Genomic DNA, 14,261 nt, shown 5'->3' with positions numbered 1-14,261 from the left:
GGTTTCCGCAGAGCGAACCCCGGCGGAAACCAGATCTCATTTTCGATATCTGGCTTCACATCCAGTCCCGACACAGCTGGCCCGCCTGGATTCGACAGCGAGTACCGCGGCTTGCGGATCGTGATCATCATGGACAACTACAGCCCGCACCGTTTCACGAAAGGCGATTCCAGGGTCGGGGACTGGGCGGCGGCGAACAACGTGGAGCTTGCCTACGTGCCGTTCCACGGTTCACGCCTGAACCGGATCGAACCCCGGTTCACCGCGCCGCGCTACTTCGCGCTGAATGGCACCGACCATCCCGGCCACCGGGCGCAACCGGGCATGATCCGTCGGTACGTCCCCTGGCGCAACCAATCCAACAACGAATTGTGTGCTTTGTTTTCATTTTGGCGGCCCCGTGGTTGACGTTCATCTGCAAGGGGTCGTCTCGGAGTGCAAGGGGTCGTCTCCGAGCGACCTGTATCCATGCATTCGCGGCGGGGGTCCGTTCAGGGTTTGCCTGACCCTGTAGGTCTCATTGGACCTGTGGAGGCTTCGCTGGAGGTGGACCAACGCGGCTGGATCGATTCCTCAAGCTGGATGGACCGGGGCGACCGCCCTACGGGCCAATCGTCAGGGTTGCACCACGTTTTGCCGGTTCTATGTGGGAGGAATCAGGGGTGTTGGTGCGCGGGTTTGACCTCACTCCGTCCCTGCACTGTCAACGGAGTCCGTGGCTGTGCGCCAGGGCAATGGCTTCGGTTCGGGAGCCGACGTCGATTTTCTTGAATAGGTTCCGCACATGGAATTTGACCGTGTTTTCGCTGATGCCCAGTTTCGATGCGATGGTCCGGTTGCTGTGACCGGCGACAAGGTGCTGGAGTACTTCGAGTTCCCGAGCGGCAAGGTTCCAAGCGGCTATGTACCCGGCCAAGGGGGCAGGCGGAGCCAGCGGAAGAGTAACAACTACGTCTGCACCCCAGCCCGGCATAACGTCGATCTGCAGGTGGCCGGTTAGCGCTTCGACGCGGCGATCCAAACGCATAATGCTCGGATCGTCGGCAGCGAGTGTCCCGTCGCCGTCGTCGCGCACGTTGATCAGCAAGTTTTCACCGTCGCAGTCCCATTGCGTCCGGATTCTGTTGAGCTTGGGTTGCTCCATCATGGCCAACAAAAGCCCGCGAACGATGGCCCGTGCCGCGTGGGCAACCTCGCCTGGCAAGGCCCTACCTGTTAGTGGTGGTTCAATAAACTCAAACTCGATGTCGCTGAAGCGTGTCAGCGACTGCAGGTTCTCCCGGAGGCGTTCGAAGGCGGTTCCAACTGGCTCCTCCACCAGATCTGTCGTTCGGTCGTTCAGGGTACGGAGCCCGACCAAGGCCTTGGAGGCGAGGTCCGTGACGGTGGAGCGGGCTGCAGCATCGTCCAAGGAGGATGAACGCAGGGCCGCCAAGAGGGTCTCCAAGGTCGTGGAGTGCAGGTCCGTTAGTTCCGCAGTCACGCGGATGCGTTCGGCCGAGGAAGCCCGCGATTCCAACAGGTATGCAGGTGGCGCATCGGCTACTTTCTCCTGAATCCGCCGGGCAGCAACGCGCCAAAGGTACGTCACCAAGTCAAGCCCCGCTTCGTACCCTGGATCCGCCGGGCGGGGATCCGTCAGCACGAGGAGAGCGTGACTGGGAGCGTATTTAAGGGCGAGTACGGGGCGTGGACGGCCGGCGAGCTCGGCTTCCCCGAACCAAGGTGCCTCATCCGGCAGGGAGGCACGAAGCGCGTCGAGCTCGGCGATGGAGACCCGGGAAATAATGTCTTCCTCGCCCGCTTTCTTTTGGGGTCGTCCCGTGCAGTCTTCGGTAAAGATGACCAGCGCACTGCTTCTGTAATAGGGAAGCACAGCCTCGCGTAGCCGTTTCGCTATCTCGGACAGCGGAGACTCGGCCAGTGCTGCCACGTTCTGCAAGAGCGGCCACGGTAGATCTGGATGGTGCATGGTGGATCCCTTCGGGGAGTGGGGGCGGTCGTTCCGCTTCTGGGACGAAGTCCTTGGGACCAACGCATCCACCCATCCTAAAGTGTAGTTACAACTGTCATAAAACAGCGTTACCCCTACCCCTTTTTTCCGAGAGGATGGATATCAAGCAGGAAACATCCATGCGGCCGCCACCGGCCACAGATCGAATCGGAGGGAAGATATCGTGAACCCAACACCGAGCGCGACACATACCGTGCACACCAGCGGGGGTGGGATCGACCGCAATCTGTCCCTCGTACGGGACGAGATCTCCGACACGACGGCCGCAGTCGATGGCCAAGAGATGGCCGACCTAGCAGACCTTTTGGGCCAGGGACGCCGGGTATTCGTTGCCGGTGCGGGCCGAAGTGGCCTGGTACTGCGCATGGCCGCCATGCGGCTGATGCACCTGGGCATGACCGTCCATGTTGCCGGAGCCACCACCACCCCGGCCATCGGTCCGGGTGACCTGCTCTTGGTGGCCTCCGGCTCCGGAACGACGCAGGGAGTGCTCAGGTCGGCGGAAACGGCGCAGCGGGTTGGAGCGCGCATTGCCGCCTTCACCGCCACCCCGGAGTCGCCGCTCGCCAAACTCGCCGACTCGCTGGTGATCATTCCCGCCGCCCAGAAAACAGACCACGGCTCCGGCCTCTCCCGCCAGTACTCGGGTTCCCTCTTCGAACAGGTGCTTTTCCTCCTCACCGAAGCGATTTTCCAGTCATTGTGGGACAGCACCGATGAGCCTGCCGAAAAACTCTGGGTCAGGCACGCCAACCTCGAATAACCAACGTCTTCGTTTTTAGGACATACCGCAGATCCCTACAGAAAGATCTAACATCATGAAGCTCCAAGTAGCCATGGACCTCCTTACGGTCGAAGATGCCCTATTGCTGGCCGGTCAAGTTGCCGAATACGTGGACATCATCGAGCTCGGAACTCCTTTGATCAAGGCCGCAGGGCTGTCCGCTGTTACCGCCATCAAGGCGGCCCACCCGGACAAGATCGTCTTTGCCGACATGAAGACCATGGACGCCGGAGAACTCGAGGCCGACATCGCCTTCAGGGCCGGTGCCGACTTGGTATCCATCCTCGGAAGCGCGGACGATTCCACCATTGCCGGTGGTGTCAAGGCGGCCAGGGCCCACAACAAGGGCATCGTCGTTGACCTCATCGGTGTGGCGGACAAGGTCACCCGCGCCAAGGAAGCCCGGGCACTGGGGGCGAAATTCGTGGAGTTCCACGCCGGCCTCGACGAGCAGGCCCAGCCCGGTCACGACCTGGGCGGTCTGCTGACGGCCGGGGAAGAGGCCCGTGTCCCGTTCTCCGTTGCCGGCGGTGTAAGCCTGGACACCATCGAATCCGTCCAGCGTGCAGGTGCAGATGTTGCCGTTATCGGCAGGTCCGTCCACAGCGCCGCGGATCCCGCATTGGAAGCCAAGAAGCTCCGCGCAGCAATCTCCTCATCCAACTCTTGACGATGGCTTCCCGCACCTTCCAAGAAGGACGGGTACTCCAGCTTCGGAGCGAGTTCCAACACTAGTTGCGCCACCCCGGCGTCAAATACAGTCTCAATATCAATAAAAACCGTGGCCATGCTTCCGCAGGCCACACATGAATGGAGTGTCATGTCCCAGAAAGTCCAAGCAGTCATCGTCCGAGCCAAGGACGCCCCGGTTGAAACCGTCACCATCGTGATCCCGGACCCCGGACCCGGGGAGGCAGTGGTCGACATCCTCACCTGCGGTGTCTGCCACACCGACCTGCACTACAAGCACGGCGGCATCGGGGACGAGTTCCCCTACCTTTTGGGCCACGAGGCCACCGGTGTGGTCTCGGCCCTGGGCGAGGGCGTCACCAACGTCGTCGTCGGGGACCGGGTGATCCTGAACTGGCGTGCGGTGTGCGGGCAGTGCCGTTCCTGCGCCAAGGGCCAGCCGCAGTACTGCTTCAACACCGCCAACGCCACCCAGAAAATGACCCTGGAGGACGGCACCGAACTCTCCCCGGCCCTGGGCATTGGCGCGTTCGCCGAAAAGACCCTGGTCGCTGCCGGGCAGTGCACCAAGGTCGATGAGGATGTCGACGCCGCGGCCGTGGGCCTGCTGGGGTGCGGTTTGATGGCCGGGATCGGTGCGGCGATGAACACCGGCGAGGTCAAGCGCGGGGAATCCGTGGCAGTCATTGGGTGCGGCGGCGTGGGCATTGCAGCGATCGCCGGAGCCAAGCTGGCCGGGGCCACGACCATCGTGGCCGTGGACATCGACGACGAGAAGCTGGCGATGGCCAAGAACCTCGGTGCCACACACACCGTGAACTCCAAGACCTCCGACGCCGTCGAGGGAATCAAGTCCCACACCGGGGGCTTCGGCGCCGATGTGGTCATCGACGCGGTGGGCCGTCCCGAAACCTACAAGCAGGCGTTCTACGCCCGCGACCTCGCCGGCCGCGTGGTGTTGGTCGGTGTCCCGAACCCGGAGATGAAGCTCGAGCTTCCGTTGCTCGATGTCTTTGGCCACGGCGGATCGTTGAAGTCCTCCTGGTACGGCGACTGCCTGCCGAGCCGTGACTTCCCGATGCTGGTCGAGCAATACAAGCTCGGGCGCCTGGATTTGGATGCGTTCGTCACCGAACGCATCTCCCTGGGCGATGTGGAGGCGGCGTTCACCAAGATGGGCGAGGGCAAGGTCCTGCGCTCGGTGGTGGAACTCTAAATGGGCGCGCAGATCCAAAACATCATCACCTCCGGCACTTTCTCCCTGGACGGGGGGACCTGGGAGGTCGATAACAACGTGTGGATCATCGGGGACGACTCGGAGGTTTTCGTGATCGACCCGGCCCACGACCCGGAAAAAATCAGGGAAGCGGTCGGGGACCGCGCGGTCAAGGCCGTGCTGTTGACCCACGGGCACGACGACCACATCCGCTACGCCCGCGAGTTCGCCGAGGCGGTGGCCGCCCCGGTGTTCCTGAACCCGGCGGACCAGATGCTCTGGGAAGATGTTTTCCCCGGCACCACCGCGGACCACGAGATCAAGGACGGGGACACGTTCGAGGTTGCCGGGACCACCCTGGTGGCCCTGCACACCCCGGGGCACTCCCCCGGCTCGACCTGCTTCCACGTCCCGGATCTGGACACCCTGTTCTCCGGGGACACCCTGTTCAACGGGGGCCCCGGGGCCACCGGGCGCAGCCATTCGAGTTTCGAGACGATCATCGACTCGATCCGCGAACGCCTGCTCACACTGCCGGGGCACACGGTGGTCAACACCGGGCACGGGGACGGAACCACGATCGGTGCCGAGGCACCCACCCTAGAGAAATGGATCAAGAATGGCAAATAATCCGATTCGGGTTGCAATCGTTGGCGTGGGCAACTGCGCCACGTCATTGGTTCAGGGTGTCGAGTACTACCGTGACGCGGACCCGCAGGCCACCGTTCCCGGTCTGATGCACGTGCAGTTCGGCAAGTACCACGTCAACGACGTGCAGTTTGTCGCCGCATTCGACGTTGACGAGAAGAAGGTCGGGCTGGACCTGGCCGACGCCATCCTCGCTTCCGAGAACAACACCATCAAGATCGCCGACGTGCCGGCCACGGGCGTCACCGTGCAGCGCGGCCACACCCTTGACGGCCTGGGCAAGTACTACCGCGAGACCATCACCGAATCCTCCGCCGCTCCGGTGGACATGGTTGCAGCCCTGAAGGACGCCAAGGTCGACGTGCTGGTTTGCTACCTGCCCGTCGGATCGGACGCGGCTGCCAAGTTCTACGCCCAGGCATGCATCGACGCCGGTGTCGGCTTCGTCAACGCGCTGCCGGTGTTCATCGCCGGAACCAAGGAGTGGGCCGACAAGTTCACCGCTGCCGGTGTCCCGATCGTGGGCGACGACATCAAGTCCCAGATCGGCGCCACCATCACCCACCGCGTGATGGCCAAGCTGTTCGAAGACCGCGGGGTGGTCCTGGACCGCACCTACCAGCTGAACGTCGGCGGCAACATGGACTTCAAGAACATGCTTGAGCGCGACCGCTTGGAATCCAAGAAGATCTCCAAGACCCAGGCAGTCACCTCCAACACCTCCGCCAAGTTGGAAGCCGACGACGTGCACATCGGCCCGAGCGACTACGTTGCCTGGCTCGATGACCGCAAGTGGGCCTTCGTGCGCCTTGAAGGCCGAAACTTCGGCGATGCCCCGGTGTCCCTGGAGTACAAGCTCGAGGTGTGGGACTCCCCGAACTCCGCCGGTGTCATCATCGACGCCGTGCGCGCCGCCAAGATCGCCCTCGACCGTGGCATCGGCGGACCGATCCTCTCGGCATCCTCCTACTTCATGAAGTCCCCGCCGGAGCAGTACAACGACGACATCGCCAAGGAAAAGGTCGAGGCCTTCATCCGCGGCGACATCGAGCGAGACTTAGCAACTCAACCGGAACCCAGATCCGGTTCAGAGGCTTCCAAAGGTCTCCAATGCACGGCGGGGTACCTCATTCCAGCCTGAAAAGTGACGAATATTTCTTATAGGCGCCGAGGCGAGGAAGCCAAAATTGGTGCCCGCGCTTCGACGCTGGAACCAGTCACCCGTGGTGAGTTCTTAACCTGAATCCACCGATCCGCCTCTGACCGTCGTTTGATTTCTGCGGTCGGGGGCGGTTTCGTTTTGGGCACGGCTGGCCGGCCTCGCTGCCAGTGGATGTTCCACGGTGGTTTCCCAGCTTCGCCGGTGAAGGCGCGATGAACGGTTCCCATGCCACGTGGGGTGGGGCGTGGATGGCTGTGAAGACCCGTTCCCATTCGGGTTGCCAAGGCCAAGCCACCGGCATGCGGAGCCGGATTTTCCTGGCCCTTGTGGCGATGCGCGCCGGAACCTGGATGAGTTTGCGGCACACCGTCCCGGTTCGGGCCTTGGTGACGGGGCTACCCCGACTAGTTTCAGCGTCGGCGGTGCCCGTCACACGTCGGCTGTCCCCAGGTCAGTCGGTGGGTGGGGACATCAACGCAGGGGGCACGCCCACGTCTGAGCCGCCCTCGTGGGTGAGACGGTCTTGAACCTTGAGCAGAGTCGGCGCCGGCACGAAGCCGCCGGCGAAGAGGGCTTCACCCTGTTGAAATCGGGGCGAACGGGCGAGCATTGACGGGGGAACGAACCCGAAGACGGTTGCAAGTTCCGTAAGGTCCACGGGCGAGCTCATTCGCATCAGCGCCAGGTTGTCGCATTGGGAGAGAATGCTCGGATGGATCTTGGAGGGCCTCTGGGTCGACAGCAGCAACCACAACCCGAACTTGCGGCCTTCGGCGGCGATCTGGATGATCCGCTCGCGCACGGCCCGATGCAGGGGGCTGTCGTTATCAGGTGAACACAGGTTGTGTGCCTCGTCGATGACGATGAGGATCGGCCTGCGGGCTTCGCGCTTCGCCCACAGGTCATCGAGAACGGCGAGGGCGATGACTAGCTTCTCGCCGGGGTGATAGGCGAAGCCTCCGATGTCGAGCACAGTCGCGTCGGGTCGCTCATCCAGGACGGTGTTCACGTCTGCACCACCATGGGCCCACACGGTCCAATCGGCCATCCGAAGATTCTCGACCCGCTTGATGAGCAGATCCGCTGCAGGATCATCGTTGGCACGCAGCGCTGGCAGGATCCCCTCACGGTCTATGTCTTTGTCGCCGGTGACCCGTGTGAGCACGTTGTACTCGTCCCTGTCGACTATGGGGTCGAGACGGAGGACCGCTGCTCTTGATTGCATGGAAAAATCTCGAAAGCGTGCTCGGAGGGCTTCCGGACCCTGTCCACCGGGTCTTAGGACCCGGATGTCGCGGCCCCGGAGAGCGCGATGCGCGTCGGTCTGGCTGTCTGAGCGCAAGTCGCGGAGACGTACGAAGTCGGCATTGGGGTCGAAGATGACCATCGGCAATGCCGTGTGGATCAAGAGCTGTTCCAGTACGACGCCGAGCGCATAGGTCTTGCCTGAGCCACTCTGCCCACACCAGAATGTGTGTCGGTTGAATCTGCTAGGAATGAGTTTTGCCTCGATCTCGGGCGTTTCCACGAGTGTGCCCACGCCAAGCGTCGCACCGGCCGCCTGGTATACCGACTCGATCTCGTCAGCCGTCGCCTTCAGAAGCGCAGTCTCGAAGAATGGGCTCGCACGTGATGTGGTTAGGTTGCCGTCTGCGTCGATTGACCCCAGCACACGACCTTCGCCGGAGAGCGCGCCGGTGTCGGTGAGGGTGACGTGGTCGATGAGTCCGATGTGGCGCAGGCCGGATGAGTGCCCCGTGGTGACGAAGGAGCCCGGGACGAAGGGGGCATCGATTGATCCCAAGTACTGAAAAGGCGACCGTCGATCGAGCTAGCTGTTGTCACGGTGCATCCTTCGGCTAAGGGCGACTGGCGAGACCACCGGTACGCCAGCAATCAGCGATGGAGTGGTCTTCGCCTCATCTTATCCTCGGCGTCCGCGACCGTGCTCTTCGGCACCCGAAGTGCCGTCGAAGCCTCTCGCACTGACATACCAGCCTCGCGGGCATCATAGATAGCCATATGCAATAGCCGCGTCTCCTCGTGCTGAGCAATACTCGCTCGCACCCGTGCTATCTCAAACGCTTGTAACGTCGTCGTGAACTCAGTCATGATTACCTTTTGTCAGCATCCCACCATGGAAAACTTCGACTGTCCTACCGTGGGGCACAGGTTGTCAATCTGTGGATTTTCACGTACATCTTCGGATGCATTAACGCCTAACGTTGGATATTTGACGAATTCACAAGCCACCCCAGTTCCGCTCCGACACCCTGATTTTCGCTGCCGACGATCCGATTTTCGGTTCCAGTCTTTGCCGTGTCGGCGGCTGCGGACGTGCGGGACGGGCGGGTTATGGACTTTGCTCCGGTCATCACCTGCGGTGGCAGAACGCCGGGCGGCCGGAGCTGGAAACCTTCATCGCCGCGACCGACCCACGGTGGAAGCGGCAACAGCCGAACATGGTTTGCCGGGTCGACGGGTGCGGTTATGGTTCCGCACGGTCCGGGATGTGCACCCTGCATGCTCAGCGGTGGGATCGAAGCGGCCGACCCGAATTGGACACCTGGCTTGGAACCGCACCGGCGGTCAAACAGCCGGAAGCCGGGGCCGTCTGCCGCGTCACACACTGTGTGTTGTGGCCCCAGGCGGCAGGACCGCTTTGCCATGCCCATAATTCCACGTGGCGGGCCAACGGGCGGCCCGAGTTGGAAGAGTTCCTCGGCAGGTTCAACCCGGCCGTAGTGCTCGCAGACCAGGTTGTCAGGCTAAACGGGCTGGCGCCGCAGCTCAAACTCGAGCTCCAGTATGCGCTGCAGTGCAGGCGGGCTGACCGCAGCACCAAAACGCCTCCGGCGGTGGTGATGCAGGTCGTGAGGTTTCTCCGGGAGACGGCGGGCTCATCATTGCTGGAATGCACCGAAGACCACTGGAGGACCAGCATCGGCCGGCCTGCACCGAAGGACTCCAATCCCCGTGCGCTGCTGCTCTACGCGCGCCGGCGGATCGAGGACCTTGCCCAGGCCGGAGGCTGGGAAGGCGAATACGGCCGGGACGTGTGGCAGTTGCGCCGGCTCGGCTTCGAAGGCAACCCCACCTTGAGCTTCGACCCGATTCCGCAGCCGTGGCTACGGGACCTGGTCAAACGGTGGGTGCGCTGGCAGCTGTCCACCGGGCTGGTGCTGGAAACTGTCCGCCGCGGGCTGCGCTCCCTGATCCGTTTCGCCCGCTTCTGCCATCGGACGGGTGTCGCGTCGCTGGGGGGCGTTGACCGGACGGTGATCGAACACTACCTGGCCGACCTGCAGACCGAGATGGCCGGCCGGCAACGCCACGGCGACCAGATCGGCCAACTCAACGCCTTCCTCACGGCCATCCGCACGCATGCATGGGACGCCACACTGCCCGCCACGGCGATGCTGTTCAGCACCGACTATCCCAAACGGTCCGAACGTCCCCCACGGGCTTTGGCCGAACATGTCATGGCCCAGATCGAGCATCCGGATAATCTTCACCGTTTCGAAGACGACGCGCACCGGCTGGCGACGCTGATCCTGATCCGCTGCGGACTGCGTGTGAATGACGGTCTGAAACTGGAACGCGATTGCATCGTCCTCGACGCGGACCGGGCACCGTATCTGCGCTATTTCAACCACAAGATGAAACGCGAGGCACTGGTCCCGATCGACGAGGAACTCCACGCCCTGATCACCGCACGGCAGACCAGCGTCGGGCGGTCGCCAAGGCTCTTCCCGAGACTGCTGAAGAACCCGGACGGGCTCCAGCCGATGAGTAGCAGCACCTACCGGGGCGCCCTCTACCGGTGGCTGGAGCGCTGCGAGATCCGCGACGAACACGGCCGGCCAGTCCAGCTGACCCCGCACCAATGGCGCCACACGCTGGGAACCCGCCTCATCAACAAGGACGTCCCTCAGGAAGTCGTCCGCCGCATCCTCGACCACGACTCACCGCAGATGACTGCCCACTACGCCCGCCTGCACGACACCACCATCCGCCGCCATTGGGAGACCGCGCGGAAGATCGACATCAGCGGCACCACCGTCGTCCTGGACCCGGAGAGCACACTGGCCGAGGCAGCCTGGGCCAAGCAGCGACTCGGCCGGGTCACCCAGGCCCTGCCTAACGGATTCTGCGGCCTCCCCGTCCAAAAGACATGCCCGCACGCAAACGCCTGCCTGACTTGTCCGATGTTCATCACCACCGGCGAGTTCTTGCCCCAGCACCGCGAACACCGCACCCAGGTCCTGCAGATCATCAGTGCCGCCGAAGCCCGCGGCCAGACCCGGCTGGCGGAGATGAACCGGCAGGTCGCCGAGAACCTCGGCACCATCATCGGCACGCTCGAGGACGATGCCGTCCGCTCCGAGAGGACAGCCGATGCCAGCTGAGAACGCCAGGCACCTCGCCGCCACGGCCCGCGGGCGTCATGAGCTCGCCCGGTCCAAAACGATCCGGACGCTCAGAGAACTCGACAAGAGCGGCGCCGCTGTTTCGTTCGACGCCGTCGCCCGCCACGCTGGCGTTTCCCGGGCCTTTCTCTATACCCAGCCCGATCTCCGCGCGGAAATCGAAAGGCTTCGTGCAGCTACCCGGCGTGCGCCCGTGCCAGCGATCCCCGCCAGCCAGCGGGCCTCCGACGCATCCCTGCTGGCCCGGTTACAGGCAGCCAACGAACGCGTCCGCAGGCTCACCGAGGAAAATGACAAGCTCCGTCGTCGGCTCGCCCATGCACTCGGCGACCAGCGGGCAAACCAGCAGGGACAAGGCAGCACTGCAGCTCCGGAACATTACGGATGAACAACAATCCGACGCCGAATAACCAGAGCGAACGCGTCAGGCAGCTGCGTCGAAGACACCGTCCACAACACAAAAGCCCACGTCAGACGCAGGCTCGGCGCCCGGACTGAAGATAACGAACGGGCTGTCCGTCAACGATGTAGACCACGGTCTTCACTCCGGTCGACGCAGCGCCCTTGAGGAAGGAACGCCGTGTGGCGTCCCGCTCACTTTTGAAGTGCACCGCCGAGCTGCCCTTGTGCCGGAGTCCTTTGATGGCCGACCGCGCGGCCGTCACGCCGGAGGGCGGGACCACGGCGGCTGCAAGGTAATAGCTGCCTGCTTTGGACTCATCCACGAACACGTGAGATCGGCGCGGCAGGTCAAAGGGCATGCATCGACCCTACCGGCGTCGACCGAGTACCGAAGGCGAGGGTACTCATCCAAAGGTGAATGGCCTCAAGCTCCCCCTTTGGGCTCCCCACCAGCCTTCAGTAGCGTGTCACCAATGTCATAACCCACAACACCTAGGGCGTGTCTGACAATCGTTTGGACCACGCGATCACCGCGTTCAGCACCACGGCAGCCCGGTAGACGGTGGAGTACTTGTCGTACCGGGTTGCCAGCCCGCGCCACTGCTTGAGTTGGGCGTACTGGCGCTCGATGACGTTGCGGCCCTTTGTAGGCGGCCGCGTCGAGGCCCACGGGCCGCCCATCGTGGGAGCCCCGGCGTTTCCGGTGGCCCTGTTGGTCCGCCGGCTCGGGGATCACGGTCTTGATGCTACGAGTGCGCAGATGGGTGCGGATCGCCCGTGATGAGTACGCCTTGTCGCCCAGGACCGCGTCCGGGCGGGTGTGGGGCCGACCTGCCGGCCGGGTCACACGCAGCTGTTCCAGCAGCGGCAGCAGCATGGGCGAGTCTCCTGCTTGGCCAGGGGTGATCAGGCTGACCAGTGGCAGCCCTGCACCGTCGACGAGCTGATGGATCTTCGTGCTCAGCCCGCCGCGAGAACGTCCGATGCCGTGATCGGCCGGCTCTTCACGCGGATTCTTGTAGTTCGATCCATTCCCCTGTGTGGCGGGTGGTGTTCGTGGCGTGCTGATGTGCCCGGGCGATCGTGGAGTCCACCGCCACCGACCAGTCGATCAGGCCTTCCGCGTCCGCGGCGGCGGTCAGTGTTGCCAGCACCGTGTCCCAGGTGCCTTCTTCGGCCATGCGTCGATGCCAGGTCCACACGGTCTGCCACGGACCAAAGACCTTGGGCAGATCGCGCCAGGCGATCCCGCACCGGTACCGGCAGATGATGGCCTCAACCATCATCCGCGCATCCGAGAACGGCCTGCCCTGCCGGCCCGTGCGAGTAGGCAGCATCGGGGCGATCAGCTCCCACTGAGCATCAGAGAGGATGTGGAACCGGGACATGCCTTCCAAGGTGCCAGTGGGCCCCTGGATTTTTTGTCAGACACGCCCTAGTGTTTCCGTATAGCCCGGGACCGGGACTCCCCCTCGGGTTCGCCCCTCCTCCCGCTCCGTCAGGGGCCGCGCTGGAGACAGAAAGGGAACAGTTTCCATGACCACCAAGAACCGCGCCGTGGCATTCCACGGCATCAAGGACGTGCGCGTCGACGAGCTGGACTTCCCCAAGCTGGAGATGCCCGACGGCTCCGCCGCCCCGCACGGCGTCATCCTCAAGATCGTCGCCACCAACATCTGCGGCAGCGACCTGCACATCTACCGCGGGTCCTTCCCCGTGCCCGAGGGCATGGTGCTGGGTCACGAGATGACCGGCCAGGTGCTGGAGGTCGGCAGCGACGTCCAGTTCCTGAAGGAGGGTGACCTCGTCTCCGTGCCGTTCAACGTGGCCTGCGGCCGCTGCCGCAACTGCCGCGCCGGCCGCACCGAGGTGTGTGAGACCGCCAACCCGGAGCAGGCGTGCGCCGCCTACGGCTTCAATCTGGGCGATTTCCAGGGCGGACAGGCCGAGTACCTGTTCGTGCCGTACGCCGACTTCCAGCTGCTGCGCTTCCCGGACCAGGAGCAGGCTATGGAGAAGATCCTGGATCTGGCCGTGCTCTCGGACATCCTCCCCACGGCGTTCCACGGTCTCATGGCGGCCGGCGCCAAGCCCGGCTCCACCGTCTACATCGCCGGTGCCGGCCCCGTGGGCCGGTGCGCCGCGGCTGCCGCTCGGCTGCTGGGCGCCTCGTGCATCATCGTGGGCGACCAGGACGCCTCGCGGCTGGAGCTGGTACGCAAGCACGGCTGCGAAACTATCGACCTCTCCGCCACGGAGAACCTGCAGGACGCCGTGAACGACATCCTCGGCGAGCCGATGGTGGACTGCGCGGTGGACTACGTCGGCTCCGAGGCCCACGGCCTGGGCTCCGCGGCCGATGAGATGCAGCCGATCGCCGCCGTGAACCAGGTCCTGGACATCACCCGTCCGGGCGGAGCCACGGGCATCATCGGCATCTACGGGCCGGACCCGATCGCGGAGACGAAGGCCGAGCAGGAGGGCACCTTCCCGGTGGACTTCGGCAAGGCCTGGATCAAGTCCCCCCACATCATCGGCGGCCAGGCGCCCATCATGCGCTACAACCGCCAGCTGATGATGTCGATCCTGTGGGACCGGATGCCGTACCTGACGGAGATGGTCAACCCGCGCGTGATCAGCCTGGACGAGGCACCCCAGGCCTACGCGGAGTTCGACCAGGGCTCCGTGGAGAAGTTCGTCATCGACCCCCACGGGATGATCGCCCGCTGAGCGACGCCGCCTGTTTCGTCAGGCTCAGTCTGGGTGGTTCTCCACCGCACCGCGCACTCCGCCAAAGTGGGGTGCGCGGTGCCGCATGGGTGCCCGGTCCGCTCTGGCGGCGTCGTCACGATGCCCAACAATAGCGCGATGCCCAGGATGCACCGGGCCGAGATGTGCATGCCGTTGCCGATGAC

11 protein-coding genes and 2 pseudogenes are annotated in these 14,261 nt (G+C 63.8%); 9 read left to right on the top strand and 4 right to left on the bottom strand.

The features are described from left to right. Window positions 1-111 precede the first annotated feature (111 nt). Window positions 112-408: a hypothetical protein gene (locus J2X98_RS18080; protein ID WP_306971295.1), complete on the top strand. Its 297-nt coding sequence runs from the start codon at window positions 112-114 to the stop codon at window positions 406-408. Window positions 409-703: 295 nt separating this feature from the next. Here the strand turns inward: J2X98_RS18080 and J2X98_RS18075 are convergent, their stop codons facing one another. Continuing rightward, entirely contained in the window at window positions 704-1,972 is a 1,269-nt protein-coding gene (locus J2X98_RS18075) for a helix-turn-helix transcriptional regulator (RefSeq protein WP_306971296.1), read from the bottom strand. 205 nt (window positions 1,973-2,177) lie between these two features. Here J2X98_RS18075 and hxlB point away from each other — a divergent pair, with 205 nt between their 5' ends. The 5 genes and pseudogenes from hxlB to J2X98_RS18050 all read left to right on the top strand — a co-directional run. Then, on the top strand, window positions 2,178-2,777 hold the full coding sequence (gene hxlB / locus J2X98_RS18070; protein WP_306971297.1) for a 6-phospho-3-hexuloisomerase: 600 nt from the start codon (window positions 2,178-2,180) through the stop codon (window positions 2,775-2,777). Between the two features lie 55 nt (window positions 2,778-2,832). Continuing rightward, window positions 2,833-3,468: a 3-hexulose-6-phosphate synthase gene (gene hxlA, locus J2X98_RS18065; RefSeq protein ID WP_306971298.1), complete on the top strand. Its 636-nt coding sequence runs from the start codon at window positions 2,833-2,835 to the stop codon at window positions 3,466-3,468. A 150-nt stretch (window positions 3,469-3,618) separates the two neighbouring features. After that, complete coding sequence (locus J2X98_RS18060; RefSeq protein ID WP_188687384.1) at window positions 3,619-4,704, top strand: S-(hydroxymethyl)mycothiol dehydrogenase; 1,086 nt, start codon at window positions 3,619-3,621, stop codon at window positions 4,702-4,704. Beyond that, on the top strand, window positions 4,705-5,334 hold the full coding sequence (locus J2X98_RS18055; RefSeq protein WP_306971299.1) for an MBL fold metallo-hydrolase: 630 nt from the start codon (window positions 4,705-4,707) through the stop codon (window positions 5,332-5,334). It begins immediately after the preceding gene. Next, window positions 5,324-6,406 (top strand): annotated as a pseudogene (locus J2X98_RS18050) (inositol-3-phosphate synthase); the annotation flags it as partial. The gene J2X98_RS18055 and the pseudogene J2X98_RS18050, both read left to right, overlap by 11 nt. Before the next feature lie 559 nt (window positions 6,407-6,965). Here the strand turns inward: J2X98_RS18050 and J2X98_RS18045 are convergent. Beyond that, the gene (locus J2X98_RS18045) at window positions 6,966-8,318 is read right to left on the bottom strand and encodes an ATP-binding protein (RefSeq protein WP_306971300.1); all 1,353 of its coding nucleotides are present in this window, start codon (window positions 8,316-8,318) and stop codon (window positions 6,966-6,968) included. Window positions 8,319-9,222: 904 nt separating this feature from the next. On the opposite strand from J2X98_RS18045, the gene J2X98_RS18040 reads away from it, so the two are divergent. Beyond that, entirely contained in the window at window positions 9,223-10,923 is a 1,701-nt protein-coding gene (locus tag J2X98_RS18040; protein WP_306971301.1) for a tyrosine-type recombinase/integrase, read from the top strand. Beyond that, window positions 10,913-11,332: a DUF6262 family protein gene (locus J2X98_RS18035; protein WP_306971302.1), complete on the top strand. Its 420-nt coding sequence runs from the start codon at window positions 10,913-10,915 to the stop codon at window positions 11,330-11,332. The genes J2X98_RS18040 and J2X98_RS18035 overlap by 11 nt, the downstream gene beginning before the upstream one ends. A gap of 82 nt (window positions 11,333-11,414) precedes the next feature. Here J2X98_RS18035 and J2X98_RS18030 read toward each other — a convergent pair whose 3' ends face one another. Both J2X98_RS18030 and J2X98_RS18025 read right to left on the bottom strand, forming a co-directional pair. Next, window positions 11,415-11,705, bottom strand: coding sequence for a hypothetical protein (locus tag J2X98_RS18030; RefSeq protein ID WP_306971303.1), 291 nt, complete (start codon window positions 11,703-11,705; stop codon window positions 11,415-11,417). Between the two features lie 133 nt (window positions 11,706-11,838). Next, window positions 11,839-12,734, bottom strand: a pseudogene (locus J2X98_RS18025) (IS5 family transposase). A 148-nt stretch (window positions 12,735-12,882) separates the two neighbouring features. On the opposite strand from J2X98_RS18025, the gene J2X98_RS18020 reads away from it, so the two are divergent. Further along, on the top strand, window positions 12,883-14,076 hold the full coding sequence (locus J2X98_RS18020) for an alcohol dehydrogenase catalytic domain-containing protein (RefSeq protein WP_026821179.1): 1,194 nt from the start codon (window positions 12,883-12,885) through the stop codon (window positions 14,074-14,076). The last annotated feature ends 185 nt before the right edge of the window (window positions 14,077-14,261 follow it).

Origin of the sequence: Pseudarthrobacter enclensis, assembly GCF_030811655.1 — a bacterium.
Lineage (GTDB): Bacteria > Actinomycetota > Actinomycetes > Actinomycetales > Micrococcaceae > Arthrobacter > Arthrobacter enclensis_A.
The sequence above is the reverse complement of the archived record's forward strand: the minus strand, read 5'-3'. Positions and strand labels throughout refer to the sequence as shown.

Coding starts and splice junctions, on each gene's coding strand:
- J2X98_RS18075 (WP_306971296.1), bottom strand. CDS start 1,972: ATGCACCATCCAGATCTACCGTGGCCGCTCTTGCAGAACGTGGCAGCA.
- hxlA (WP_306971298.1), top strand. CDS start 2,833: ATGAAGCTCCAAGTAGCCATGGACCTCCTTACGGTCGAAGATGCCCTA.
- J2X98_RS18060 (WP_188687384.1), top strand. CDS start 3,619: ATGTCCCAGAAAGTCCAAGCAGTCATCGTCCGAGCCAAGGACGCCCCG.
- J2X98_RS18055 (WP_306971299.1), top strand. CDS start 4,705: ATGGGCGCGCAGATCCAAAACATCATCACCTCCGGCACTTTCTCCCTG.
- J2X98_RS18035 (WP_306971302.1), top strand. CDS start 10,913: ATGCCAGCTGAGAACGCCAGGCACCTCGCCGCCACGGCCCGCGGGCGT.
- J2X98_RS18030 (WP_306971303.1), bottom strand. CDS start 11,705: ATGCCCTTTGACCTGCCGCGCCGATCTCACGTGTTCGTGGATGAGTCC.
- J2X98_RS18020 (WP_026821179.1), top strand. CDS start 12,883: ATGACCACCAAGAACCGCGCCGTGGCATTCCACGGCATCAAGGACGTG.